Genomic DNA, 25,597 nt, shown 5'->3' on the forward strand with positions numbered 1-25,597 from the left:
GGGGTGCGTTCAGTGGGACGTGAGCGCGAGGAAGGCGTCCTCGAGGCTCGGGGTGGTGACCTCGACGTCGCTGACGGCGGGCAGGCCCGCGCCGGTGAAGAGCCCGCGCAGGGTCGCGTCGGAATCCGCGGTGGCGAGGCGCAGGCGGCCGTCCTCGAGCACGTCGACGCTGGTCACGCCGTCGAGATGGGCGAGGGGGCCGGCGGCGGCGCGGTCCGGAACGCGCAGGGTGATCGCGCGTCCGCCGATCCTGGCCTTGATCTGCGCGCCGGTCCCGTCGGCGACGATGCGCCCTTGGTCCATGACGACCACCCGGCCGGCCTGCTGGTCGGCCTCCTCGAGGTAGTGGGTCGCGAAGACGATGGTGCGGCCGTCTGCGGCGACGTGGCGCATGCGCTCCCAGAAGCGCCGACGGGTCTCGACGTCCATGGCGACCGTGGGCTCGTCCAGCAGGATCACCTCGGGGTCGGGCAGCAGGGCGAGGGCGAAGCGGACGCGCTGCGCCTCCCCACCCGAGAGCTTCGAGGTGCTGCGACGCAGCAGGGCGGAGATGTCGGCGCGCTCGATGACCTCGTCGAGCGGCAGCGGGTGCGCGCAGACCCCGGCGACGAGGTTCAGCATGACCCGCACCGGCGTGTCTTCGAGCAGCGCGCCGTTCTGGAGCATCGCGCCGACGAGCCCGCGGCGCGCGGCGTCCGTGGGTGTGGTGCCGCAGATGCGCACCTCACCGGCATCCGGGGTCGCGAGCCCGAGCATCATCTCGGTGGTCGTGGACTTGCCGGCGCCGTTGGGGCCGAGCAGCGCGAGGATCTGGCCGCGCGGGACGGCGAGGTCGAGGTCGTCGACGGCGGTGAGGGAGCCGAAGGTCTTGGTCAGGGCACGGCAGTCGATCGCGGGCCGAGGTTCCTGGGACGGGGCCGGGGTCGTCTCGTTCATGGCTCCAGCCTCCGCCGCGCCGTGGCCGCGGGCCCATCGGGCGCCGTCATGTCCCGCCCATGACAGCTGTCATGGGAGGGACGGAGGAGCTCAGTCCGCGGCGGGCAGGCTGCGCACCGCCGCGGAGACGGTGCGCACGAACAGCACGAGCCAGGCCATGACGGTCGCGGCCGCGCCCATCTCGAAGGCCGTGAGGTTCAGGTACCCCGCGCCCTTCCACAGCATCAGCAGGGCCAGCAGCGCGATGATCACGCCCACCGTGACGGCGAGGAAACTGCCGGGCAGGCGCCGGAACAGCGCCGGGAAGCCCACGAGCGCGGTGGCGAAGACGAGAACGATGCTCTGCGCGGCGGCATCGTGCCAGGTCCGCTCGGCGTCGATCGGGATGAGGGCCACGGCGATCACGAGCAGCCCGAGGACGATGAGCGCGAGCCGCACGAGCGTGGCCCGGGAGCGGGTCTGGCCGGTCGCGCGGCACCAGAGGGCGACGTCGTGGCCCACGAAGTCGCCGATCGCGGCGAGCGCGAGCCCTGCCAGCAGCAGGGTGAGGTTGAAGGTGAGCCCGTCCCGGCCCGAGCCGAGCGCGGAGAAGTGGTGGTGCCACCAGTGCGGGTCGCTCGCGCTCAGCGCGGCCGCGAGCGCACCGGTCACGAGGAACGCGGCGAGCAGCACGGACAGGGACTCGCTGGTGAGCGCGAGAGCGCTCTCCACGCAGGCGTACGCGCAGGCAGCGGCGGTGATGGCGACCCACACGGCGCCGGTCCAGCGGTCCAGGGCGAGCCCCAGGAAGGCCGAGGCGAACACCCCGTAGAGGGCGCTGCACAGCAGGAAGGCGAACACTGCGTGGAGCGCGCCGAGGGCGAGGATGTTGGCCGCGCGGCGGACCCGGGAGATCTCCCGCAGCCAGGGCTGGCGGCGCGGGGTGATCGTGAGACCGGCGAGGACGAAGCCGAGCAGACCGGCGCCCATCCCCGCGTACGCCGCGACCTCGCCGATCGAGCCGCGGCCGAACAGCGGGAGCGTCGTGCGCAGCGAGACCAGCCCCAGGCCGAGCCCGAGCACGGCGGCGCCCGCGGCGCACCACAGAGCTGCGGTCTCGTCGCGGGAGGCCTCCGGCGCGGACGCGGCGGTCTGGTCGGGCGCGGGAGTCGGGTCGGGCGCGGGCACGATGGTCTGGTCAGGCGCGGCGGTCTGGTCGGGGGCGGGCGCGGTGGTCGGTTCGGGGGTCTGCTCGCGCATGCCTCGATTCTCCCCCGCGCAGGGGCGGATAGGCTCGCCGCGTGCTCGTCCGTGATCTGCGTCTGCTGTCGCCCTCGCCCGCATCGCCCGTGTCGATCCGTCTGCGTGACGGGGTGATCGCGGAGATCGGGGCGGATCTCGTGCCGTCCCCGGGCGAGGAGGTCCTCGAGGCGGGCGGGGCCCTCGCGGTCCCCGGCCTCTGGGACCACCACGTGCACGTGGGCCAGACCGCCCAGGGCTACGCGCGGCTCGACACTTCAGGGCTCGCCTCGGTCGACGAGGTGCTGCGGGAGGTCGCCTCCGCGATCGCCTCCCGTCCCGCGGGCGCCGAGGCGCTCATCGGCTTCGGCCACCGTCTCGTGGACATGGCGGGCGATCCCACGGTGGCCGGGCTCGACGCCGTCGCCGGGGAGCTGCCCGTGGTGCTGATCGGCGGCGACGCGCACCACGCCTGGATGAGCTCGGCCGCTCTGCGCGCGCTGGGCCTGCCGCCGCGGCGCGGGATCGTGGCCGAGGACGAGTGGTTCGACGCCGTCGCCCACCTCGACGACCTCCCGGGCGTCGCGGCGCACCTCGAGGCCGGGGTCGGGAAGCTCCAGGAGCAGGCGCTCGCGCGCGGGATCGTCGGCCTCACGGACATGGAGTGGGCGGACAACGCGTCTCTGTGGGCCCGGCGCGAGGCCCGGATCCGGGTGCGCACGGCCACCTACGCCTCCGGGCTCGACGGCGTCCCGGGGCCCACGGGCACGCCGATCGGCGGCTCGGGGCTCGTGACCATGGGACCGCTCAAGGTGATCGCCGACGGCTCGCTCGGCTCGCGCTCGGCCTACTGCCGCCACCCCTACGCGTTCTCCGGGGAGGCGGGGGCCCACCCGCTCGGCGGCGGATACGGGGTGCTCAGCCACATGGCCGACGACCTCGCGGCGCTGCTCGCGCGGGCCGACGCGCGCGGGCTCGAGGTCGCCGTGCACGCGATCGGCGACGCGGCCGCCGCGGTGGTCCTGGATGCGCTCGCGGAGGCCGCCGCTGGTCGCGAAAGCGGGGGCGTCGGCGGGCGTCGGGGCGGACCCCGGATCGAGCACGCCCAGCTGCTGGCCGACGAGGACGTCGCGCGGATGGCGGCGCTCGGGGTGCTGGCCTCGGTGCAGCCCGCCCATCTGCTCGACGACCGCGACCCCACCGAGGAGGTCTGGCCGGGCGACGCGCAGCGCTCCTACCGCTTCCGCGATCTGCTCGACGCGGGCGTCGACCTGCTCATGGGGTCGGACTCCCCCGTCGCCCCCGTGGATCCCTGGCTCGCCATGTCCGCGGCCGTCCACCGCAGTGCCGACGGGCGCGAGGCGTGGTTCCCCGCCCAACAGCTGCAGCCCCTCGAGGCGCTCGCCGCCTCGACCGACGGGGCCGGGGTCCGGCCCTCGGTCGGAGCGCGCGCGGACCTCGTGCTGCTGGAGGATCCGGTCGACGGGGAAGGGCACGGGCTCTCCACCGACGTGCCGCGCGGGGCCGACGGCGTCTTCGTGGACTCCGCGGCACGGGAGGCCGCGGCGCGTCTGCGGGAGGTGCGGCCGCTCGCGACGATCGTCGACGGGCGGATCGCCTTCTCCCGCTGAGCGCGGGGTGTTCAGCGCTGGGCGATCAGCGCGGGGAGGTCACAGCGCGCGGAGGTCGGCGCACGCAGATCAGCGCGCGGGGCCCTCAGCCGTCCTGTTCGAGCAGCGCCGCGAGCCGATCCACCGAGGCCTGCAGGCTCGCCTCGGTGGTGCGTCGGGCGCGGTCCTGGCGCACGGGGTCGTGCAGGTCGGTCCAGTCGTAGGTGTGGATGACGCGGGTGCGGCCCTCACCCAGGGGTTCGAGGTCCCAGCGCCAGAGGTGACCGGGCGGCTGCTCGCCCTCGGGGGCGGGGAGCCAGGCGATGCGCAGGCCCTCGTCGAAGTCGACCACGTGGTTCTCGCGCACGGCGCCGGTGGTCAGCGTCATCGCGAAGACGTCCCCGACGCCTCTCACGCGTTGGCCGGAGGCGGCCGCGGCGAGGTTGTCGTTGCCGTCCCATGCGGTCTGCAGCGCCGGATCGGCGATGTGCTCGAAGATCACGCCGGGAGCGGCCGCGATCACGCGGCTCGCACTCACCACGCGCGGGGCCGCCTCGGCGGGATCGTTCTGCGTCTCGTCCATGGCGCACATTCTGCCCTCCGGGCGAGCCTGCCGCCCCGGGGAAGCCGCCCGCGCGGAGTTCTGCGTGTCCACTGTGCACACCATGTCGGCATCTTCCGGGCAAGGGGTCTACAGTGCCGCACTGTGACCCGGGTCGCCCTCCGCGGCGGCCCGCCCGCACCACAGCCACGACCGGAAGGAGTGTGCCCCATGGACACCACGACGGACGCCAGCACTGCGACGCAGCCCCACACCCTCGAGCTGTCGAGGCTCCGGGGCTACCGGGTGCGCGAGATCGGCTTCGTGCTGGGGCGCCTGCGGATCCGCTTCGAGTCCCCCACGGGCTCGAGCGAGCAGCCGCTCCTGGAGTGCCTGGTGATGCCCACCGTGCTGAAGGAGCACTCGATCGTCTCCGCCGACGACGAGCGCTGGGCGGGCGCCCTGCGCGCACTGATCGGCCAGGACGTCACGGAGACCTACGAGGAGCAGGGCATCGGGCTGCGCCTCGAGCTGACCTACGGCTCTCTGCGCATCCACCCGCGTCCCTCCCAGCGCGACGGCACCGCCGTCGCCCGTCTGGGCGACTTCGGGGACGGCGCGCACAAGGAGTGGACCTCGGGGGTCGACTGCTTCGCGGATCTGCACCGCGAGCTGCGGTGACGACCGAATCGCCGGAGAGGCCCGGCCCGCGGGCTCAGTCGCCGCGGGCCGCCCTCCCGCCCAGCCTCCTGTCGGCCACCGCGAGCACGAGCAGGAGCACGGCCGCCGCGAGCATCACCAGCCCGAGGTCGTGCATGCCCGCGGTGTCGGCCCGTCGGCCGAAGAGCACACCGCTCGCCGAGGACGAGCCGATGGCACCGAGGTACATGAAGGTGCGCAGCAGCCCCGCCGCCGCCCCCATCTGCTCGCTGCGCGCCTGCCGGTAGACGGCGTTCTGGTTGGCGAGGTTCAGCAGCCCCTGCGGGATGCCGAGCACGACGGCGATCGCGAGCAGCAGCACGAGGGGCGAGCGGTCGCCGAGCGCGAGCACCATGGCGCACGCGAGGATCTGGGCGAGTGAGCCGACGATCAGCTTCCCGCGCAGCGCCTCGCGCCGTCCCGTGAGGGCGACGACCGCGATGCCGACGGCGAAGGTGGGCAGCAGCACGAGACCGGAGAGCGAGGGGCTGAGCGCGCGCGCCTCCTGCATCCACTGCGTGAAGCCGTAGATGTACCCGTAGCTCACGAGCGCCGCGAGCACCGAGCGCAGGTAGGTGCGCACGAGCGCTGGACTCGCCCGCAGCATCCGCACGTCGATGAAGGGGTCGGCCCGCCGCATCTCGCAGATCCAGAAGCCGGCGCCCGCGGCGAGCACGGGCACGAGCAGCCAGAGCCGACCGACGGACGGGCTCATGACCAGGAGCAGCAGGCCCACCAGGGCGACCGTGAAGAGCACGATCCCGACCACGTCGATGCGCGCGCGGCCGACGGGCCGGCGGCTCGGCGGCAGGTAGAGACGGCCCAGCACGAGCCCCGCGGCGCCCAGCAGCACGTTGATCGCGAGCGTGCTGCGCCAGCCGCCCGCGTCGATGAGGACTCCTCCGAGCACGGGACCGATCACCGAGATGGTCTGGGTGGTGATGCTGAGCGCGCTGAGCACGGCGGCGGGGCTGTCCACCCCGGTGCGATCGCCCTCGTCGCGGATCAGGCGCATCGCCGAGGGATAGCCCGCGCAGGTCCCGAAGCCGAGCACGACGCGCGCGGCGACGAGCACCCAGATGTTCGGGGCGAAGGTGCCGATCACCCCGGCGAGCAGGGTCAGCGCGGAGCCGATGAGGAACATGCGCCGGGCGCCGTAGGCGTCGACGAGACGCCCCATCAGCGGCTGGCCGACGGCGGTCGCGAGATACAGGCCCGTGATGAGCCAGGTCGTCTCGCGCGCGGGCGCGCCGAGCGCGATGCCGATGGGCACCAGCGCGACGGCGATGATCGAGGAGTTGATCGGGTTCAGGATCGACCCGAGCATCATCGGGGACAGCAGCCGGCGATCGAAGCGATCCGGGGGCGAGGGGCGGCGGGCGATCGCCGTCATCGCTGCAGCAGGCGCTCGAGGAGGGCGGCCGCGGCGATGAGCTGCGCGCGCTCGTCCTCGGTGAACTCCTCGGTGAGGCCCTGCTCGAGCCAGGCCTGTCGCATCCCGCGAGCGCCCTGCACGTAGTCGAGGCCCGTGTCGGTGACGGCGATGATCTGGCGACGGCCGTCGGCGGGATCGGCCGTGCGCTCGATGAGGCCGGCCTTCGCGAGCGCCGCCACCGTCACCGCCGCGGCCTGGGCCGAGATCCGCTCGGCCTGGGCGAGAGAGGCGCCCGAGTCGGCGTCGCCGCGTGCGAAGAGGGTGAGGGCGGAGGCCTGCGCGGGCGTGAGGACATCGCTGCCGGAGACCGCGAGAAGGCGGCGCCGCAGCCTGCCGACGACCCCGCGCAGGGCGTGCGCGGCCTCGGCCGAGGAGGCCGGACGATTTGCTGGATCCATACCGTCAACGTACATTGATCAATGTTCATTGAGCAAACGCGGGTCGTGACCTTCACCGAACGGGCCCAGCGCCCCGTCCACCGCGACCACCCAGTCCACCCCGATCGAGGAGCACTCCCCCATGACCGCACCCGCCACCGACTCCCACGAGACCACGGGCCACGAAGCGCGCACCGTCCTGCTCGCCATGGACTTCCAGCACGGCATCGCCGACCGCTTCACCGGCACCGGCGTCCTCGTGCACGCCCGCGCGGCCGTCGAGGCGGCGCGGGACGCCGGCATCCCCGTGGTGTGGGTGCGCGTGGCCTTCCGCCCCGGCTACCCCGAGATCGCGCCGACCTCGGGATTCGCCGGCATCTCTGCCCGCGCGGGCGAGAACGGCATGACCGAGGACTCCCCCGCCACGGCGCTCCACGAGACCCTCGCCCCGCGCCCCGAGGAGCCGGTCGTGATCAAGCGCCGGATCAGCGCGTTCACCGGAAGTGACCTCGAGGTGCTGCTGCGGGGCCTGCAGGCCGAGTCGCTCGTGCTCGCCGGGATCTCCACGAGCGGCGTCGTGCTCTCGACGCTGCGCCAGGCCGCGGATCTGGACTTCCGCCTCACCGTGCTCGCCGACGCCTGCGCCGACCCCGACGAGGAGGTGCACCGCGTGCTCACGCAGAAGGTGTTCCCGCGTCAGGCGGCGGTGACGACCGTCGACCAGTGGGTCGACGGGCTCGCCGGCGCCTGAGCTCGCGCGCTCACGCCTCGCCCAGCAGCGACTCCGCGTTGCGGGTGGTCAGACGCCGCCAGCTGGTCGCGCCGAGGGGCGGGTCCGCGCGGTCGATGCTCTCGATCTGCGCGTCGACCGCGGGCGCCGGGGTCCAGCAGGAGTCGCTGCCGTAGAGCACGTGCTGGGACCCGGCGACGTCCACCAGCAGCGGCGCGGCGTGCGGGAAGGGCGTCCCCGCGAGGTCGAACCAGAGGCCGCGCAGCGCGTCGGCGAAGCGCGTGCCGCCCAGCCCGAAACCGTCCTGGAAGAGGGCGACCCGGTCGGACAGCAGGGCGAGGGAGGCCCCGGAGTGCGGGACGATCACGCGCAGTCCGGGATGGCGGTCCAGGGCGCCCGCGAGCACGAGGTCCACGATGCTGCGGGTCGAGTCGGCCATGAACTCGAGCATCGGACGCGGCCGGCCGAGGTCCGTCCCGTCGGCCCCGACGGGCGAGGTCGGATGCACGAACACGATCGCGCCCGCCGCCTCGAGCTCCGCCCACAGCGGCTCGAGCGCCTGATCGCCCAGGTACTGGCCGCGCGCGTTCGACTCGAGGATCACCCCGCGCGCCCCGGGCAGCGCGAGGGCCCGACGCGCCTCGGCGCGGGCCGCGTCGACATCGGGCAGGGGCAGGGAGGCGAAGAAGGAGAGGCGCTGCGGATGCTCGGCGACGAACGCGGCCGCGGCGTCGTTCACCGCGCGGGCGAGCGAGGCCGCGGACGCGTCGTCGCCGAAGTGGACGCCGGGCGAGGAGATCGAGAGCACCGCGTGCTCGATGCCGCGGCGGTCCATGTCCTCGATCTGCGAAGCGAGGTCCCACTGCGGCCACCCGGGCATGCCGTCGGGGTGCTCGATCCCCGCGGCGCGGGCGGCGGCGATGTAGCCGTCGGTGACGAAGTGGGCGTGGACGTCGATGAGGCGATCTGCGGGAGCGGTCATGGCGGGCACGCTACCGCTGGGCTCAGGCGTCCGCCTTCCTCCAGATGAAGGGCGTGGTCGACGAGACCCGCACCAGACCGGAGCGCTCGAGGATGGGGCGGGAGAACTCCGTGCAGTCGCTGTGGACAAAGCTGTATCCGGCCGCGCGTGCCGCCTGGGCACGGGCGGCCGTGAGTGCCCGGTAGATCCCCCGGTGCCGATACCCGGGGAGGGTGGCCCCACCCCAGAGGCCGACGAAGTCGGTGCCCTCCACGGGCTCGAGCCGTCCGCACGAGACGAACCTCCCCTCCGTCTCTGCGACCCAGAGCTGCATGGGGTCACCGGCCGCGATGCGCGCGAGGAGCACGTCCGAATGGCGCGGGCCGGCGCTGCGCCCGAAGGCCTCCTCCGCCATCGCGCACATCGCCCGCACGTCGGCGCCCTCGGTGATGCGTCGCAGGGTGACACCGCCCAGCAGCGGAGCGCCGTCCATCAGGGCCTCCAGGCGGCCGACCATGATCGACTCCGGTTCGTCCGGCGCGAAGCCGTGCGCGCGCAGAGCATCCTCGAGCCCGGGAGCGCGATCATGGCCCCGGGTCTTCCACTCGATCTCCGTGCACCGCGGCTCCTCGAGGAGCAGCGCGAGCGCGTCCCGCACCCTGCGAGACGCCTGCTGGGCGTCGCTCACCTGCAGATCCCGATAGGTGACGAAGCCCCGGCCCCCGGGATACCTCGCCACCAGCAGCGGACCGAGCCGCGTGACGCTCGCGGCGTTCACGACCTCGGCATCGGTCCGCAACTGGGAGTCGTACGCGGAGAGGAAGTCGGTGACGTCGTCAGGCACAGGATCTGGCACAGGGAGAGGGTAGTCCGGGCCGACGCTCAGCGCGTGCGCGCGAAGAGGTCGAAGAACTCGTCGGCGAGCACGACCTCGACGTCCTCCGGGAGGCTCTCGACCAGCTCCTTCACGTCCGACGGGGTCCAGCTCCAGGCATTGATGAGCCCGGCGACGAAGAGGGGGTCGCCCTTCCGGTCGGCCCCGTCGGCCCCGCGCTCCTCCTCGATCTTCGCGAGCAGCTCCTCGCGGTAGGTGTCGACGCCGCCGGCGGGATAGAACGTGCCGATCAGAGGCACGGCGGCACCGGGATCGCTGATCGACCCCTTCTCGTCGGTCTGCATGATGCCGCGGAGGTCGACGTTCTCCGCATAGGACTCGAGGACCCAGTCGGGAAGGGTCGGCGAGGGCTTCCCGGACTCGGGTGTCGAGTAGGCGTAGACGACGTCGAGTCCGGTGCGGGACTGGTAGCGGCCGGAGGCCTTCGTGAAGACGTCCAGCTGGTCCTTCGGCCAGGAGTCGCCGTAGGTGTAGCCCGCGCCCGAGGGGCCGCACACCAGGAAGTCGTTCTCGGTGGCTGTGCGCTGGAAGTGGTGGAGCAGGGCGGGGCCGATGTCCTCGAGGAGAGGGGTGATCGTCCAGTTCATGGGCACGGAGCCGCGGGCGGGATCGTCCCAGAGCTCGCGCATGTGCCGCTCGCAGAACTGGATGTTGTCGCCCTCGCCGAAGGTGAGCGTGAGGTACGTGCGGTCCTTCACGCGGCCCCGCGAGGGCTTGGTGGGCCGGGCCCGGGTCGTGGCGGGGATGCCCGACAGCACGCTCGCGTTCATGAAGTAGTCCGCTGCGACGACGATGACGCCGTGGGTGCTGCACAGCTCGACCCCCGACCATTCGCCGTCGACGTCGTTCGCGAACCATCCCGCGTAGACGGTGCCGGGGTCGACCTTCGCGAGCAGCTCGGAGAACTGGCTGCCGCTGTCGCCCGAGGGCGGGAGCCAGGTGATCAGCGCGCTCGTGGCGATCGCGAAGTCGCGGAAGGAGGAGAAGGGCTCGACGCGGGTGGGCGCGGTCCCGGTCGCGGAGACCAGGTACTCGTTCTCGAGCTCGAGGTCGATGCTCACGGCGCTCGCCCCGGCCGGCACCTCGAAGCGGTAGATGAAGGAGGAGCCGCCGTCGGCGAAGCGCAGTCCGTCCTTGGTCTGGGAGCCGCTGCCGTCGAAGAGGAGCTCGGCCTCGGCGTCGGTGCCGGGCACGAAGTCGGCGGTCTGCTCGCCGTCGACCGTGAGGGTCGCGTGGTGGAGGGCGGGGCCCCAGCCGTCCTCGGGGAAGGAGTCGGACAGGCGCACGAACACCTCCCCGTCGCCGACCTGGCCCGAGAGGTCCACGGTCTGCGTGCCGAGGTTCGAGGAGTCGGTGACACGCTCCTTCTCGCGCAGCAGCTCGGTCCATTCCACGCCGTCGACCTCGACGGTGTGGGTGGGCGGGAGGCCGACGAGGACCCTGTGGGTGCTCTTCTCCCAGAGGTGGTCGGTCGCGTAGGCATAGATCGCGGCCGGGTCGTCGTCGAAGCGCCCGCGCAGGTCCTCGATGACCTTCAGGCGATGCTCGGAGGCCTGATCGGCGGTCGCGACGACGGCGCCCCGCTGCGCGGCGATCGTGGTGGCGAGGTTGATGGTGTCCGGTGCGTCCATGTCGTAGACGACGGCGCCCGCGATGCGGCGGCGGAAGCGATCGACGAGGTCGAGCGGGTGCTTCTCGTACCGGGTGCGCGCGGGCAGGTCGTGGATCCAGGTCTCGTCGACGTCGTCGGTGATGAGGTACAGCTCGGGGCGCTCACGGTTCACGAGGCCCTGCAGGGTGATCAGCAGCAGACGGTCGAAGCCGTCGAGCTTCCGCATGTCTCCCACGCGCACCGTGCTCGCGGCGCGGTCGAAGGTCGGGAAGAAGTGCCCGCGCTCCCAGTGCACGGCAGGGGCGGACCCAAAATGGTGGCCGCCGTGGTGACCGCCGGCGGGAGCCGGGCCCGCCGCGTCGGCCGACGGGACGCTCATCGAGAGAGCGGCGGCGACGCCCGCGGCGCCGATGCCGCCGGCCAGCGCCGTGCGGCGGGTGAACGAGCGGGACGCCGACGGCACGGTCGCCGCCGGTTCAGGACGGGAGGAGAGGGCAGGGCGGGGCAGATCCACGGTCATCATCGACTCCTGTGGCAGGTGGGGGATCTGCACTGTAGCCGCGGGATGCCCACGTGGGAAGGGTGGGTTGGGGGCACGAGACGGCGGGTGGGGCGGTTCGCCGGGAAGGTCCGTGTCGGCGGGCCGCGGACTCGCTCACCCCTTCATGCCCGAATGGGCGAGCCCCTCCACGACGCGGCGCTGCAGCACGATGAACAGGATCATCAGCGGCAGCATCGCCATGAAGCTCGCGGCCATCATCACCGGGTAGTCCGTCGTGAACTGGCCCTGCAGGGACGTGAGCCCGACGGCGAGGGTCGTCTTCTCGTCGTAGGTGGCGGCGATCAGCGGCCACATGAGGTCGTTCCACGAGGCGAGCGCGGTGAGGATCGCGACCGCGCTGAGGGCGGGTCCCGAGAGCGGGAACATGATCCGCCAGAACGTCTGCCACGGGTTCGCGCCGTCCAGGCGCGCCGCCTCCTCGAGAGAGGCGGGCATCGACAGGAAGTGCTGGCGCATGAGGAACGTGCCGAAGGCGCTGAAGACGCCCGGTGCGGCGATGCCGGCGATGGTGTTGAGCAGCCCCAGGTTCTGGATCACCCCGTACTGCGGGATGAGATAGATCTGGTACGGGACCATGAGGATCGAGAGCACCAGCGCGAACACGAGGTTCTTCCCGCGGAACCTCATCCGCGCGAAGGCGTAGCCGGCCAGGGCGCACAGCAGCAGCTGCCCGATCACGCGGGCGATCGTCACCAGCGCCGTGTTCACGAACTGGTGCAGGAAAGGCACCTGCTCGAAGACCGCGGGATAGTTCTGCCACTGGGGCGAGTCGGGCAGCCAGCTGGGCGGGACCGAGGTGACCTCCGCCTGCGTGGACAGCGACATGTTGATCTGCCACAGGAACGGGAACACCATGAGGATCCCGCCGATCAGTAGCACCGCATGGGTCGCCCATCGGGGCCGAGGGGCGCGCGACCTCGAGCGGGCCCGGTCAGGTGCGCTCGTGCGGGCGGACGTGCGTGCGGTCGTGCGTGCGGACGTCTCACTCATAGTGGACCCACCTCCTCTGCAGGCGGAACTGCAGCAGCGTGAACGCTCCGATGATCGCGAGGATGAGCAGGGCGATCACGGAGGCGTAGCCCTGGTTGTTCTGGCGGAAGGCCTCGGAGTAGAAGAGGTACACGAGCGACTGGGTGTCGGCCATCGCCGGGTTGGCCTGCCCCATCATCGCGAAGAGCAGGTCGAACAGTTGGAAGCCGTTGATCGCGGTGATGATGGACAGGAAGAAGATGCTGGGCGTCAGCAGCGGCACGGTCACCGAGAAGAACTGGCGCACGGTGCCGGCGCCGTCGAGCTGCGCGGCCTCGTACAGCTCGGCGGGGATGCCGCGCAGTCCCGCACCCAGGATGATGATCGCGAGCGGCAGGCTCGACCACAGGCCCACGATCGAGACCGCGAGCAGGGACCACCAGGGGGCGGTCACCCAGTAGGGCCCGTCGATGCCCACGAGGGAGAGCGCCCAGTTGACCAGGCCGAACTCCTTGTTGAAGATCATCCGCCACACGAGCGAGACGGCGACCGGCATCGAGACGGCGGGCAGGAAGAACAGCACCTGGTAGAAGCGGGCGAAGCGCAGGCCCTTCTGGTTCAGCAGCGAGGCGATGCACACGGCGAGCGGGATCCCGCACAGCACGATCAGCGTGTAGATGAGGGTGTTGAGGACGGCCCGCGGGATGAAGGAGTCCTGGAGCAGCTGCGCGAAGTTCGCGAGTCCGTTGAAGGTGCGCCCGCCGAAGGGCCCGAACACCGTGAAGGAGTTGATGACGGTCGCGAGGATCGGCCAGAAGTAGAAGACGGCGACGCCGATCAGCAGGGGGCCGAGGAACACGAGCGGCCACCAGCCGTCGGCCCCTCGGCGTCTGCTGCGCGGCGCTGCCGCGGCGGTCTCATGACTCATCGGCGAGCACTCCGTTCATGCGATCGGCGAGATCCTCCGCGGTCCCGACGACATCGCCGGGGCCGCCGACGATCTTGGGGAGCAGGAGCTCCTCGAGCTGGTTCCAGGCCGAGGTGTTCTGCGAGACCGGGTAGGGCAGGGCGGTCTTCGCGGCGTCCACGAAGAGTTCGAGGTCGAATCCCGGGAGGGCGTCGAAGAAGCTGTCGTTGGTGCCGATGAACGCGGGGTTCGCGGCGCCCGCGGCGCCCTGGATGCGGGCCGCCTTCTCGGACCCCAGGAACGACAGGAACGCCGAGGCGGCGGGCTTGTGCGTTCCGTGCGCGCTCATCGCGCAGCCGATGCCGTGGATGACGTTGCCCTCCTGCTTCCCGTGCAGCAGCGGGGCGGCATCGATCTGCTCCTTGACCACGGAGTCCTGCAGCACGGCCGCCTGCCAGTTGCCGGAGGTCATGAGGGCCGCGCGGCCGTCGCTGAAGAGGTCCTGCGGACGATTCTCGGTGGTGTACCGGACGTCGGGGGCGATGTCGTCGTCGATCATCCCGCGCAGGAACTCGAAGGCCTCGAGCGTCCCGGGGTCGTCGTACCCGGAGGTCGTCTTGTCCTCGGAGACGATGAAGCCGCCGGCCTGCAGCGCGAGCGGGTAGATGTAGGCCTGGGTCTCGATGCCGCCGGGATTTCCCCAGATGCGGTCGGAGCGGAGCTTCCGGGTCACCTGCTCGGAGGCGTCGCGGTACTGCTGCCAGCTCCAGGAGCCGTCGGGCGCATCGACATCCGCCCGATGCAGCAGCTCCCGGTTGTACCAGAGGCCGATGGTGTCGAAGTCCTTGGGGATCGCGCAGGGCTTCGCGTCGTAGGTGTAGAGGTCGACGAGGTTCTCGGGGTAGTTCTTCGGGTCGAACCCCTCGAGTTCGCTGAGGTCCTGGAGGAGTCCGTGGGAGGCGTAGAGCTCGAAATTCGGGCCGTTGATCCAGAACACGTCGGGCAGGTCGTCGCCCGTGGCCTGGATGCGCAGGCGCTCGAAGTAGCTCGCGTAGGCGGCGATCGACATCTTCACCTCGATGCCGGGGTAGTCCTCGTGGAAGGCGTCGATGATCTGCTGCATCGCGGGTGCCTGGGCGGCGTCCCAGATCTGGAAGCTGATCGAGTCTTTCGCGCTCCTCGCGGCCATCGCGCCGAGCTCCGGGGAGGCTCCGCCGCCTCCCGAGGAGCATCCGGAGAGCGCGAGCGCTCCCCCGGCCGCGGCGACGCCTGCGGCTCCTAGCAGGGTGCGTCTGCTGGTCACGTCCACTCCTTCGTGCTCATGCTCCGGCGCTCGCGAGGACGCGCCGACGACGGATCCACCGTAGGGCATGCACCGGGATCGGCGTAAAACGCTTCACCCATGGTGGTACGGCCCGGCCCGCCATAAATCCCTCGACCCCGCTCCCCCGCCCGCCGTACCGTGCTGCTGAGCGTCGGCCGCCATGCGCCGACCCCGAGGGGAGGAGGACCCGATGGTTGTCACCGTGCTGAACCCTGCCGTCCTCCGCTCCACCTCGACCTGCTGACCCCGCGCACACCGCGCACGATGCGCCGCTCCGCGGAGCACCCCGCGCGGCTGGGTCGCAGGTCCCCACCTCGGGAGAATCCCACATGGCACCGTCCTTCGACCGGGACACCTTCTATACGACCTCTCTGGTCACCGCCGGCGTGACCGACGACGACCTCCCCTGCGACCCCGACGAGCCCGGGCCCGACCAGCGCTGGTCCACCTGGCCCGAGACCGCCCACACCCTGGATCGCGGCCCGCAGCCGTTCCCCGCCTGGGTGGTCCAGCACGAGGGCGCGATCGACACCGAGCTCGGCGTGCTGAAGACGGGCAAGGAGGCCGACGCCTTCCTGCTCGAGCGCGCTCTTCCAGCTGCCCACCGCACGGGGGCGCCCGGCGAGGCAGCGCTCATGGTCGCCAAGCGCTACCGCGCGGACGAGCACACCTCCTTCCACCGCTCCGCCCAGTACACCGAGGGCAGGCGGGTGACCGATTCCCGCGAGGGCCGTGCGATCGCGCGCGGCAGCGCGTTCGGCAAGCGCGCGGCCGCCGGACAGTGGGCGCGCGCCGAGTTCGACACCCTCTCCCGGCTGCACGCCGCCGGCCTCGCCGTCCCCTATCCCGTGCAGATCCAGGGCACAGAGGTCTGCATGGAGTTCATCGGGCTCGTCGGGGCGACAGGCCAGCCGGTCACGCCCGTCGCCGGGCCCCGCCTGCACGAACGCAGGCCGTCGTCCGAGCTCGCCGCGCAATGGGCCCAGGAGCTGCGCGACTTCGTGCTGCGCCTCGCAGAGCTGGGGCTCGTCCACGGCGACCTCTCGGCGTACAACGTGCTGGTCGATCCGCGCAGCGAGGACGAGCGCCTGGTGGTGATCGACGTGCCCCAGGTGATCGACCTGGTCGCGAACCCCAACGGACCGGACTTCCTGCGCCGCGACTGCGAGAACGTGTGCACCTGGCTGCGCGCCCACGGAGCCGCCCCTCACGCCGCCGACGCCGAGGAGTGGTGGATCGAAGCGATGGAACGGCGCGGATGAGGAGTCGTGCCGGGGCGGCGCCGACGACACTCCGCGCCGCCGAGGCACGAGCAGAACGGAGACGAACATGCTGAAGGACGACGAACTGCACCGGATCGCGCAGCGGCTGCATGCTGTGGGCGGCGTCGAGGCCGTGGTGCTCGGAGGCAGCCGAGCCCGCGGAACCCACCACGACGGGTCCGACGTGGACCTCGGCCTCTACTACGACGCCGAGCACCTGGACATGCACGCACTGAGGGAGGTCGCGCGCGAGATCGCCGATGCCCCGGTCGACGTCGCTGGGCCCGGCGGATGGGGTCCCTGGGTCGACGGCGGCGGGTGGCTCACCATCGAGGACACCGCCGTCGACCTCATCCTGCGCGAGACCTCGCGGGTGCGCGCGCAGCGGGACCGGGCGATCGCGGGCGAGTTCGCCTTCCACCACCAGCTCGGCCACCCGCTGGGTTTCCTCGATATCGCGTACGCGGCGGAGGCCGCTGTCTGCACCCCGCTCGCGGATCCCGGGGAGCTCGTCGAGCAGCTGCGCGAAGGCCTGGACCCCTACCCGCGCGCGCTTCGGGGTGCGTTCACGGACCACCTGGTCAACGCGGAGTTCCTGCTGGGCGGGGCGGCCAAGGCGGCCGTCCGGGTCGATGTCGGCTACATCGAGCTGTGCTGCGCATGCGCACTCCTGTGGTGCGCGCATGCGTGGTGCGCCGAGGCAGGCGCCTGGGTGACCAACGAGAAGGGCCTGATACCCGGCGTCGAGCACCTCCCGATCGACACCCACGGCTTCGCGGCGCGCGCGACGGAGATCCTCGCGGGCATCGGCGCGGAGGGATCCGCGGAGGCTGGCGAGGCAGGCGGATCTCCGATCGACGACCGCGTTCCTCGCCTGGCGACTTCCGTCGTCGAGGCGACCGAACTCGTGCGCGAGACCCGGGAGCAGCTCGCCCGAGGATGACCGTCTGCAGATCGACGGGACCTTGTTGCCTGGCGGAACAGGCATCATGCTCGCTTCATGACGATGCCCTTCGACCTGCGAGGCTGCCCCCGCAACCTGCTCCCCGCCGACGCACACGTCCACAGCGAATGGTCATGGGACAGCGGCTCCGATCCCGACGCAGCAGGGCGCATGGATCGCACCTGCGCGCAGGCGATACGCATCGGCCTCCCGGCCCTCGTGTTCACCGAGCATGTGGACCTGGATCCGTGCTGGCGGGCCGAGCGAGGTGATCTCGGTGGGCACGCCGACCGCCACATCGGCGACGACGGGTACGTGCACCTGCCGTCCTTCGATCTTGAGGGCTATCTCGAGAACGTCGACCGGTGCCGAGCCCGGTTCCCCGAGCTCACGATCCTCACGGGCGTCGAGTACGGGCAGCCGCACCTGCACGACGATCGTGCGGCCGACCTCCTCGCACGCGGCCGCTTCGACCGCGTGAACGGGTCGCTGCACACGCTCCCCTTCCCTGAGAGCGGCGGGACGGAGGATCGTACGGAGCCGACGACCCTCTACCGCCACCGCTCCCCCGCGGACGTCATGGACGCCTACCTCGCGGAGATCCCCCGAATGGTCGAGGGTTCGGACACGTTCGAGGTGCTCACGCACATCGACTACGCGGTCAGGTCCTGGCCGACGGAGGCCGCCGGCCCGTTCGATCCGCGCGAGTTCGAGGAGGGCTTCCGCTCGGCGATGCGGTCGCTCGCCGCGACGGGGAGGGCGCTCGAGATGAACACCCGACGACTGTGGCCCTGGATCCCACAATGGTGGACCGAGGAGGGAGGACGGGCCGTCGCCTTCGGCAGCGATGCGCACGTGCCGGCGGGCATCGCCGGAGGGTTCCACGAGGCCACAGCCATGCTCGAGCACTTCGGGTTCCGTCCCGGCGATCGCCCGTGGGACATGTGGCGACGCTGAGCGAGGCGCGAGGCTCGCACATCCGCGCGGGTGGCCCGCGCGCGCAGGGCCATGGAACGACGGTGCGGACGGGCGCCCAGGACTCGGCCCGTCCTTGATGATGCCCGGGCGATCGACCATGCTCGGTGCATGAGGAGGCGCCGATGCCTCCTCATCCGCGGACTCGCCACGACCGGCGCCGCATGATCGAGACGACTCCGGCACCGACGCCGACACCGCCCTCTTCGAAACGGAGCCCCGAATGCTCACCCGTCGCCAGACCCTGCTGCTGATGACCGCTCTGGGTCCGGCGTCGGCACTGAGCGCCTGCGGGCCGAACCTCCCCTCGAGGTCGAACAGCGATCCGAACACCGTGCGCACCTACTGGTGGGGCGGGGACCTGCGCCATGAGCTCACGCAGAAGGCGCTCGGGCTCTTCAAGGACGCGCACAACGGCATCACGGTCACGCCCGAGTACAGCGAGTGGACCGGGTACTGGGACAAGCTCGCGACCCAGACCTCGGGCGGGAGCATGCCGGACCTCCTGCAGATGGACGAGAAGTACATCGACTCCTACGGGACCCGCGGCGCCCTGCTCGATCTGGAGACGCTCGACGACGTCCTCGATCTCTCCGACATGGAGAAGAGCCTCCTCGACACGGGACGGCTCGAGAACGGGACGCTCGTCGGCGCGCCGCTGGGCACGGGGATCCTGTCGGTCGGGGTGAACACCGACATCCTCGAGGAGTCGGGGGTCGATGCGCCCGAGGACACGTCGTGGACCTGGGACGACCTCATGCAGACGTCCGCGCAGATCAGCGAGTGGGCGGCCGACGAGGGCAAGGACATCGTGGGCCTGGACGGCTTCGGGCAGGGCGGAGACCAGCTCGCGGCGTGGGCGCGCCAGTCCGGAGAGCAGGTCTTCCCCCGATCCGACGAGACCCTGGTCAGCCTGGACACGATCGCCTCGTTCCTGGACTACTCGAAGAAGCTCGTCGACGCCCGGGCCGTCCCCTCCGTCTCGGCGCAGATCGAGGACACGGCGGCGGGCGTCGAACAGGGGCTGTTCGGCACCGGAAGATCAGCGTTCCACCTGCAGTTCCACACGCAGATCCAGACGTTCCAGACCTCCTCGAAAGCGCACATGACGCTGTGGCGCCTGCCCGCGCTGACCAGCGGCAGCCCCCAGATGGTGAACAAGGCGTCGATGTACTGGTCGATCTCGTCGCGGTCCCGGTCCGCGCAGAACGCGGGCCTGCTCATGGACTTCCTGCTCACCGATCCCGGCGCCGCCAAGGCCCTGAAGATCGAGCGCGGCGTGACCGGGTTCCCTGCCGTGCAGGACGAGATCGAGCCCGACCTCGACGAGATCGAGACCATCTGCCTGGACTTCGCACGCGACATGCAGAAGGAGGTCGCCCCCACCCCGCGGGTCACACCCACCTCCGGCGTCGGCTTCTCCGACGACTTCACCCGGCTCTCCCAGGCCTACTACTTCGGCAGCCAGTCGCTCGAGGACGCCGCCCAGGCGATCCTCAGCTCGGTGCAGGGCATGCAGTCCTGACCTCCGCCGCGTCGGCGCCGACCGTCACGAACAGGGATCGACGGACCGGCCCTCGCCTGTCCCGCCGGTCTCGGCTGACTCCACAGCGCCGTCCTCACGCCGGCGCGATCGGCTCCCGCCCCGTGCCCGCGAGATGACGACGACCCCCATCGCCGCGAGCGCGATCAGGCCCGCGCACCACTGCAGGGGCCCCAGCGGCGCCGTCATCCCGAGGAGGGTCGAGACGACGCCGACGAAGATCGGGACGACGAGTCCCAGGAGCGCGTTGAAGGTCGCGCCCGCGCGCACGATGATCCGGTGCTGCAGCAGGTAGACCGGCACGTAGACCACGATCCCGAGCACCACCAGCACGAGCAGCGCGCGCAGGGTGAGGCGATCCCCGCCGAGCATCGCTGCGGCGGCCCAGAGCATCAGCGGGACCACACCGATCGCGTGGATCGGGAGGATCCTGCGCGCCATGGACCCGCTGAACCCACGATTCGTGCGGGAGAAGGCGACGCCGTACCAGGAGATGAGGAGCATCGCCGCGACGGCGCAGACCGCACCGGCGAACGGATGCCCGCCACCGCCCTCGCCACCGGGTCGCGCCGCGACGTAGAGAGCGGTCGCGACGACCGCGGCGAGCGTGGCCACGACCTCGCGGCGGTGTGCGCGCGCCGGCCCGCTCGCGGCCTCCATCGCCATCACCACGGCCGGACCGAGCGTGAGGATCAGCGCGGGCATGTCGGGACCGGCCAGGGCGATCGCTGCGGTCGAGGCGATCGTGTACCCGGTGACTCCGGTGAGCGCGAGCAGCACCGTGGTGCGCGCCGGCATCGCCGGAACGGCAGGCGCCGTCGGCACGGCGGGCACTGCGTCCGCGGACGACGCGGCGGGGCCCTGCTCGCCGCCCGTCCGCCCCGTGCGGGAGGCGAGAGATGCGAGCACACCGAGGCCCATGACGACGAAGACGCTGCGGCCTGCGGAGACGAGAGGGACCGGGGCATCCTGCAGCGCGATGGCGACGAGGATCCAGGTCGAGGCGAGCAGCAGGACCAGCGCGAGGGCCGACAGCAGCAGTGCGCCGCCCACCTCGCGCTCGGTCGCGGGCGGCTCTGCGGCCCTCACGTCGGAGCCCTCCTCACGCCAGACCCGAGCTCACGCCGCGCCCGCGCTCATACCTCGCCCGCGTTCACGCCGTGCCGTCGCGCAGCTGCTCGACGACGCCGAGCAGCCCCTGCATGGCCTTCGCGCGCACGGCGTCGCCCGCCTGGAACGCGGGATCGAGGACGGCGTTGTAGTAGAGCCCGTCGCCGATCAGCATGATCGCCTCGGCCCGGGCGTCGTCGCCGACCTCCTCGCGGATCAGCGCGAGCCAGCCCTCGCGCATGTCGGCGAAGGCCTGGTGCACGGGGGCGTCGTCCCTGCCGGAGAGGCGGGTCGCGGCCACGAGCGTGCGGTCGAACGGGGTGTCCTCGAAGACGGAGGTGCGCACGAAGTAGGCGGAGGGACCGTCGGACGCCTCGGCCATGAGCTCCACGTCCTGCGCGGCGCGCTCGCGCATCCGCTCGGCGAGGCCCTCCACGAGGGCCCGCTGGGAGCCGAAGTGGTAGAGCAGTCCGCCCTTGGAGACCCCGGCCTGAGCGGCGACGGCGTCGAGGGTCGCGGCGCGCTCACCGTCGCGGATGAGGATCTCCTCGAGGGCGTCGAGGACGTCTTCACGTGCGGACATGACCCACACCATAGGCCCCGCTGTTTACTGTACCGTCTGGACGGTTTAGTCTGGAGCGGTCGGCGCGATGCGCCCTGTCCCCGTCGACCCCGGATCCCGCGCGACTCTCACACCCTGCATCCACCGCATCCCACGCACCCGCCGCATCGAAGGAGGAAGACCATGACGATCACGAGCCCCATCCCGGTGATCGGCACGTCGACCTCGCCGCGACGGCGCTGGGCCGCCCTCGTGGTGCTGATGCTCCCCGTGCTGCTGGTGTCGGTGGACAACACCGTGCTGTCCTTCGCGCTGCCCGCGATCTCCGAGTCGCTGCGGCCCTCGGGGACGGCCCTGCTGTGGATCGTCGACATCTACCCGCTGCTGCTGGCAGGCCTGCTGGTGCCGATGGGCAGCCTGGGCGACCGCATCGGGCGCCGCCGGCTGCTGCTGATCGGCGCCGCGGGCTTCGCAGCCGTCTCCGCACTCGCGGCCTTCGCACCGAGCGCCCTCGCGCTCATCGGCCTGCGCGCGGCGATGGGCCTGTTCGGCTCCATGCTCATGCCCGCGACGCTCTCGCTGATCCGCAACATCTTCGAGGACCCGCGCGAGCGCCGCACCGCGATCGCGCTGTGGGCGGCCGGGTTCTCGGGCGGCGCGGCGCTGGGCCCGATCCTGGGCGGCTTCCTGCTCGAGCACCTGTGGTGGGGCTCGGTGTTCCTCCTGGCCCTGCCGATGCTGGTGCCGCTGCTCGCGCTCGCGCCGATCCTCGTGCCCGAGTCGCGCGACCCGCAGCCGGGCCCCGTCGACCCGCTGAGCATCGTGCTGGTGATGGCGACCATGACGCCCTTCGTCTGGGCGATCAAGACCGCGGCCGACGCGGGCATCTCCCTCCCCGTCGTGCTGGCCGCGGGCATCGCGGTCCTCGCGGGCGTCGCCTTCGTGCGCCGCCAGGTCACGCGCGAGCAGCCCATGCTCGACGTGCGCCTGTTCACCATCCCCGCCTTCAGCGCCTCGGTGACGGCGAACCTGCTGAGCGTGTTCTCGCTGGTCGGATTCCTGTACTTCCTCTCCCAGCACCTGCAGCTCGTGAGCGGCCGCTCCCCCATGCAGGCGGGCCTGCTCCTGCTGCCGGGGCTCGTGGTCACGATCGTGGCCGGCCTGCTCGTGGTGCGCGTGGTGCCGCGGGTCCGTCCCGCTCACGCGATGGCGGCGGGACTGCTCATGAACGCCGTCGGCTACGGGATCGTGCTGGTCACCGGCACGGCCGGGTCCGACGGGGCGCTCGTGCTCGCCTTCGCCGTGGTCGGTGCGGGCGTCGGCACCGCGGAGACCATCTCGAACGACGAGATCCTCGGTGCCGTTCCCGCACGCAGGGCGGGCGCGGCCTCGGCGATCTCGGAGACCGCCTACGAGACGGGGGCGGTGCTGGGCACGGCGATCCTCGGCTCGATCCTCAACGCGACCTTCCGCGCGCATGTCGAGGTACCGACGGCACTGAGCGGCGGAGCGGCCGACGCCGCCGGGCAGACTCTGGGCGGCGCGACCGATGCGGCCCGCTCGCTGGGCGGCGAGACGGGCGAGGCGCTGCTGAGCTCGGCCCGGGAGGCCTTCGACTCCGGCGTCGCCTATACGGCGGGCGTGGGCGTCGTGCTCATGGTGGCCGCCGCCGCGATGGTGGTCATCGCGATGCGGGAGCGCCGTCCCGCGCGACGCTGAGCCCCTGGGCGACCAGCACTCCCTGCAGCGGCAGCCGCCCGACGGCGATCGCCCGCCGCACCGCGGAGGCGTGCCGGGAGTCCCACGCCATCTGCACGTTCGCGGGGAAGACCGCGACGAACAGCGCGACCGAGGCCGCCCCGCCCAGACGCCGGGTGGCAGGCGCCGCCAGCAGCCCGGCGACCGCGAGCTCCGCGACGCCCGAGGCATAGGTGTAGGAGCGGGCCCTTCCGGGCAGCACGGGCGGCACGATGCTGTCGAAGGGCGCCGGCTTCGCGAAGTGCATGACCCCGGCTCCGGCGAGCAGGGCGGTGAGGAATCTGCGGGTGCGCGCGGGGTGGCTCATCGCCCCAGGCTATGCCCGCGGGACGGCCGCGCGGTGCAGAGCACGGCCGCGCGGTGCAGGGCCCGACGGCGCAGCGCCCGACGACGCGGGGTTCACACGGGCCGGGTCCAGTCGAGGGTGTGGCGGAAGGCCAGGCGGCGTCGCACCCTCAGCCCCGGGAGGATCGGGGCGGCCCGTCGCACGAGCTCGTCGAGCGGGATGCCGGGGCCCTCGATCGGGGGCGCGTCCACGCCGTCGGCTCTCGGCTCCCGTCGCGCTGGCCAGGGGTGCTTCACGGCGCCGATCAGCGGATTCGTCACCATCGACGCCATGTCCCAGGCGTGGTCGCGCACCGAGGCGGGCGGTGCGAGGCCCACGCAGAGGAAGCGCCCGCCGGGCGCGAGGAGATCCCGCACCCGAGTCAGCGCCTGCTCGAGGTCCAGGTGATGCAGCACCGCGATCATCGTGATCAGGTCGAAGGGCCCTTCGAGGTCCTCGAGGCGCGTGTCCAGGACGTCCACCTGCGGAACGTCCGCCGTGCGCCGTGCAGCGGCCTCGCGCATCCCGGCGTCGCGGTCGATCCCCTCGACGCGATCGAACCAGGGCGCGAGCTCGGCGAGCAGCCCACCGCGTCCGCAGCCGACGTCGAGCGCCGCGCGCCGACGCTCCGGCAGCTCATGCAGGATCCAGCTGTGGAAGTGGTCGTTGTGGCTCCACGGGTGCCGGGCGTTCAGGTCGTGCATCGCCCGCGACGCAGCGGTGCCGAGGCGGGAGTCGAGATGATCGCGGAGGCCCATGCGGTCCTACGGTACGTCCCGTCGTCCGCCGGGCATCGACCGTCGCCCGGCCGTCGTCGGCGATCCGCCCGCGCCCGTCTGCCATGCCTCTGCCCCACCGTCCCGACGCGCGCGGACCACGGCTCTCCGGCATACTGATCCGAGCAGGAAAGGGGGCTCGATGACGCATGACTCCGCGCTCCCGGACACCCCGACACCCCCGCCCACGCGCCGCCGCGCGCTGCAGACCCTCGGTGCAGGGGGCGCAGTGATCGCCCTCGGCGGACTCGGCGCCGGGGCGCACCGCCTGCTCAGCGAGCATCTGCCGGGCAACGCGAAGATCTCCCTGTACTCGAGCACCGTGGCCGTCGACGGGGACGGTCGGCGCACCCTCCTCGCCCCGCCGTCGGGCTCGGCCTCGGGTTCAGGCTCCGCCTCGGCCGGATCAGCCGACTCCTCACCCCGCCTCGAGCCCGGCACCAGGCTGCTCGCCGGGACACCCGCCGACTCCCCCGCCGCCCGCCGGGCCGACGATTTCATGGAAGGTGTCGCGACCTGGCTCGCCGAGGTCCCCGACCGCTTCGCCGATCTCGCGCGCAGCGCGGTCTGGGACCTGTGGACACTCAGCGACGGCCTGCCGGCCCCGGTCGCCGGCTGGTCGACGAGCTGGCGCTTTATCTGGCCCCGCGATACCGCCTTCTGCGCGGTCGCCCTCGCGCGCATCGGCCACGTGGACACGGCCCTGGACCACCTCGCCCATCTGCAGGATCTGCAGTCCGCCGACGGCTGGTTCGAGGCCCGCTACTCCCCCACCACCGGCGAGGCCCCGGACGAGCGCCCCCGCCAGTTCGACGGCACGGGCCTCGCGCTCTGGGCCGCCGCAGAGGTGATCGGCACGCAGTCCGGGAGCGCCCGGGCGTCGGCGCAACGCCGCCTCGATCCCCTGCTCACCACCAGTCGCGACGCCCTGCTGCGCGCCACCGACCACGGCACCCAGCTGCCACCGGTCTCGCCCGACTACTGGGAGGTCAGCGAGCGTGCGGTGACGCTCGGGATCATGGCCTCGACGCTCGCGGGCCTCGAGGCAGCCGGGCGGCTCGACGGGGAAGGAGCCGAGGAGGACGGGGCCGAGGCCGAGGACGCCGGGAGGGCCGACGGGGCGGAGGCCTTCCGCCGCGTCCTCGTCACCTCCTTCGGCCCCCACGGCTTCCAGCGCCGAGCCCGCAGCGGCGGCGCCGACTCCGCCCTCGCCTTCCTCGATGCGACCGGCAGCCACGGCATCGTCGGGCCCGACCAGCTGCGGGCCCTGCGCACATCCCTGGCGCGGCCCGCAGGCGGCATCGCCCCCGGTGCGCGCTGGCGCCGCGACGGGGTCAGCTGGACGCCCTCGACCTCGATGCTCGCCCTCGGCCTCGCCCGCGCGGGGGACGCCGACGGCGCGCACGACCTGCTCGAATGGCTCGAACAGCACCGCACGGCGGACGGGTCCCTGCCGGAGAAGGTCCTCGCCGACGGCTCGCCGGCCGCGGTCGCGCCGCTGGCGTGGACGGCGGCGAACATCCTGCTCACGCTCGACGCGCTCCGCGAGAGCTGATCGCGCGGACCG

Annotated in this window: 24 protein-coding genes; 9 read left to right on the top strand and 15 right to left on the bottom strand. The window is 72.3% G+C overall.

Going from position 1 to position 25,597, the window contains the following annotated elements:
• Window positions 1–9 precede the first annotated feature (9 nt).
• A complete protein-coding gene (locus ACFQ53_RS09490; RefSeq protein ID WP_377858675.1) occupies window positions 10–936 on the bottom strand; it encodes an ATP-binding cassette domain-containing protein in 927 nt (308 codons plus the stop codon).
• Between the two features lie 90 nt (window positions 937–1,026).
• A complete protein-coding gene (locus ACFQ53_RS09495; RefSeq protein WP_377858678.1) occupies window positions 1,027–2,175 on the bottom strand; it encodes a DUF998 domain-containing protein in 1,149 nt (382 codons plus the stop codon).
• A gap of 41 nt (window positions 2,176–2,216) precedes the next feature.
• Here ACFQ53_RS09495 and ACFQ53_RS09500 point away from each other — a divergent pair, with 41 nt between their 5' ends.
• Window positions 2,217–3,785 (top strand): amidohydrolase family protein, encoded by a 1,569-nt coding sequence (locus ACFQ53_RS09500; protein WP_377858681.1) that lies wholly within the window; start codon window positions 2,217–2,219, stop codon window positions 3,783–3,785.
• 85 nt (window positions 3,786–3,870) lie between these two features.
• Here ACFQ53_RS09500 and ACFQ53_RS09505 read toward each other — a convergent pair whose 3' ends face one another.
• The gene (locus tag ACFQ53_RS09505) at window positions 3,871–4,347 is read right to left on the bottom strand and encodes an SRPBCC family protein (RefSeq protein ID WP_377858684.1); all 477 of its coding nucleotides are present in this window, start codon (window positions 4,345–4,347) and stop codon (window positions 3,871–3,873) included.
• 189 nt (window positions 4,348–4,536) lie between these two features.
• Between ACFQ53_RS09505 and ACFQ53_RS09510 the strand changes: the two genes are divergently transcribed.
• Window positions 4,537–4,986, top strand: coding sequence for a hypothetical protein (locus tag ACFQ53_RS09510; protein WP_377858686.1), 450 nt, complete (start codon window positions 4,537–4,539; stop codon window positions 4,984–4,986).
• Between the two features lie 34 nt (window positions 4,987–5,020).
• Here the strand turns inward: ACFQ53_RS09510 and ACFQ53_RS09515 are convergent, their stop codons facing one another.
• Window positions 5,021–6,397 carry an MFS transporter gene (locus ACFQ53_RS09515; protein ID WP_377858688.1) on the bottom strand — a complete coding sequence of 459 codons (1,377 nt, stop codon included), beginning with the start codon at window positions 6,395–6,397 and terminating at the stop codon, window positions 5,021–5,023.
• A complete protein-coding gene (locus tag ACFQ53_RS09520) occupies window positions 6,394–6,837 on the bottom strand; it encodes a MarR family transcriptional regulator (RefSeq protein WP_377858691.1) in 444 nt (147 codons plus the stop codon). The genes ACFQ53_RS09515 and ACFQ53_RS09520 overlap by 4 nt, the downstream gene beginning before the upstream one ends.
• 121 nt (window positions 6,838–6,958) lie before the next feature.
• Between ACFQ53_RS09520 and ACFQ53_RS09525 the strand changes: the two genes are divergently transcribed.
• Complete coding sequence (locus ACFQ53_RS09525; protein WP_377858694.1) at window positions 6,959–7,567, top strand: cysteine hydrolase family protein; 609 nt, start codon at window positions 6,959–6,961, stop codon at window positions 7,565–7,567.
• Between the two features lie 10 nt (window positions 7,568–7,577).
• Here ACFQ53_RS09525 and ACFQ53_RS09530 read toward each other — a convergent pair whose 3' ends face one another.
• The 6 genes from ACFQ53_RS09530 to ACFQ53_RS09555 form a co-directional block, all read right to left on the bottom strand.
• Window positions 7,578–8,528 (bottom strand): amidohydrolase family protein, encoded by a 951-nt coding sequence (locus ACFQ53_RS09530; protein ID WP_377858697.1) that lies wholly within the window; start codon window positions 8,526–8,528, stop codon window positions 7,578–7,580.
• 22 nt (window positions 8,529–8,550) lie between these two features.
• On the bottom strand, window positions 8,551–9,363 hold the full coding sequence (locus ACFQ53_RS09535; protein ID WP_377858700.1) for a GNAT family N-acetyltransferase: 813 nt from the start codon (window positions 9,361–9,363) through the stop codon (window positions 8,551–8,553).
• Window positions 9,364–9,389: 26 nt separating this feature from the next.
• The gene (locus ACFQ53_RS09540) at window positions 9,390–11,534 is read right to left on the bottom strand and encodes a GxGYxYP domain-containing protein (protein WP_377858703.1); all 2,145 of its coding nucleotides are present in this window, start codon (window positions 11,532–11,534) and stop codon (window positions 9,390–9,392) included.
• 135 nt (window positions 11,535–11,669) lie between these two features.
• Window positions 11,670–12,566, bottom strand: a complete 897-nt coding sequence (locus ACFQ53_RS09545) for a carbohydrate ABC transporter permease (RefSeq protein ID WP_377858706.1) — start codon at window positions 12,564–12,566, stop codon at window positions 11,670–11,672.
• On the bottom strand, window positions 12,559–13,473 hold the full coding sequence (locus ACFQ53_RS09550; protein WP_377858709.1) for a carbohydrate ABC transporter permease: 915 nt from the start codon (window positions 13,471–13,473) through the stop codon (window positions 12,559–12,561). Before ACFQ53_RS09550 ends, ACFQ53_RS09545 begins: the two co-directional genes overlap by 8 nt.
• Window positions 13,463–14,755, bottom strand: a complete 1,293-nt coding sequence (locus ACFQ53_RS09555; protein ID WP_377858712.1) for an ABC transporter substrate-binding protein — start codon at window positions 14,753–14,755, stop codon at window positions 13,463–13,465. Before ACFQ53_RS09555 ends, ACFQ53_RS09550 begins: the two co-directional genes overlap by 11 nt.
• Window positions 14,756–15,105: 350 nt before the next feature.
• On the opposite strand from ACFQ53_RS09555, the gene ACFQ53_RS09560 reads away from it, so the two are divergent.
• From ACFQ53_RS09560 to ACFQ53_RS09575, 4 genes are all read left to right on the top strand, one after another.
• Window positions 15,106–16,038, top strand: a complete 933-nt coding sequence (locus ACFQ53_RS09560; protein ID WP_377858715.1) for a serine protein kinase RIO — start codon at window positions 15,106–15,108, stop codon at window positions 16,036–16,038.
• Between the two features lie 67 nt (window positions 16,039–16,105).
• The gene (locus ACFQ53_RS09565) at window positions 16,106–16,981 is read left to right on the top strand and encodes a nucleotidyltransferase domain-containing protein (RefSeq protein ID WP_377858718.1); all 876 of its coding nucleotides are present in this window, start codon (window positions 16,106–16,108) and stop codon (window positions 16,979–16,981) included.
• Between the two features lie 57 nt (window positions 16,982–17,038).
• On the top strand, window positions 17,039–17,938 hold the full coding sequence (locus tag ACFQ53_RS09570) for a PHP domain-containing protein (protein ID WP_377858721.1): 900 nt from the start codon (window positions 17,039–17,041) through the stop codon (window positions 17,936–17,938).
• 241 nt (window positions 17,939–18,179) lie between these two features.
• Window positions 18,180–19,481 (top strand): ABC transporter substrate-binding protein, encoded by a 1,302-nt coding sequence (locus ACFQ53_RS09575; RefSeq protein ID WP_377858724.1) that lies wholly within the window; start codon window positions 18,180–18,182, stop codon window positions 19,479–19,481.
• A gap of 24 nt (window positions 19,482–19,505) precedes the next feature.
• Here the strand turns inward: ACFQ53_RS09575 and ACFQ53_RS09580 are convergent, their stop codons facing one another.
• Window positions 19,506–20,588 carry a hypothetical protein gene (locus ACFQ53_RS09580; protein WP_377858727.1) on the bottom strand — a complete coding sequence of 361 codons (1,083 nt, stop codon included), beginning with the start codon at window positions 20,586–20,588 and terminating at the stop codon, window positions 19,506–19,508.
• Between the two features lie 64 nt (window positions 20,589–20,652).
• Window positions 20,653–21,192 (bottom strand): TetR/AcrR family transcriptional regulator, encoded by a 540-nt coding sequence (locus ACFQ53_RS09585; protein ID WP_377858730.1) that lies wholly within the window; start codon window positions 21,190–21,192, stop codon window positions 20,653–20,655.
• A 162-nt stretch (window positions 21,193–21,354) separates the two neighbouring features.
• Here ACFQ53_RS09585 and ACFQ53_RS09590 point away from each other — a divergent pair, with 162 nt between their 5' ends.
• A complete protein-coding gene (locus ACFQ53_RS09590; RefSeq protein ID WP_377858733.1) occupies window positions 21,355–22,890 on the top strand; it encodes an MFS transporter in 1,536 nt (511 codons plus the stop codon).
• Here the strand turns inward: ACFQ53_RS09590 and ACFQ53_RS09595 are convergent.
• Window positions 22,853–23,236, bottom strand: coding sequence for a MauE/DoxX family redox-associated membrane protein (locus ACFQ53_RS09595; RefSeq protein WP_377858736.1), 384 nt, complete (start codon window positions 23,234–23,236; stop codon window positions 22,853–22,855). The genes ACFQ53_RS09590 and ACFQ53_RS09595 overlap by 38 nt on opposite strands.
• A gap of 92 nt (window positions 23,237–23,328) precedes the next feature.
• Window positions 23,329–24,012 (bottom strand): class I SAM-dependent methyltransferase, encoded by a 684-nt coding sequence (locus ACFQ53_RS09600; protein WP_377858739.1) that lies wholly within the window; start codon window positions 24,010–24,012, stop codon window positions 23,329–23,331.
• 160 nt (window positions 24,013–24,172) lie between these two features.
• Here ACFQ53_RS09600 and ACFQ53_RS09605 point away from each other — a divergent pair, with 160 nt between their 5' ends.
• Complete coding sequence (locus ACFQ53_RS09605; protein ID WP_377858742.1) at window positions 24,173–25,585, top strand: hypothetical protein; 1,413 nt, start codon at window positions 24,173–24,175, stop codon at window positions 25,583–25,585.
• The last annotated feature ends 12 nt before the right edge of the window (window positions 25,586–25,597 follow it).

Origin of the sequence: Brachybacterium sp. NPDC056505, assembly GCF_042794925.1 — a bacterium.
Lineage (GTDB): Bacteria > Actinomycetota > Actinomycetes > Actinomycetales > Dermabacteraceae > Brachybacterium > Brachybacterium kimchii.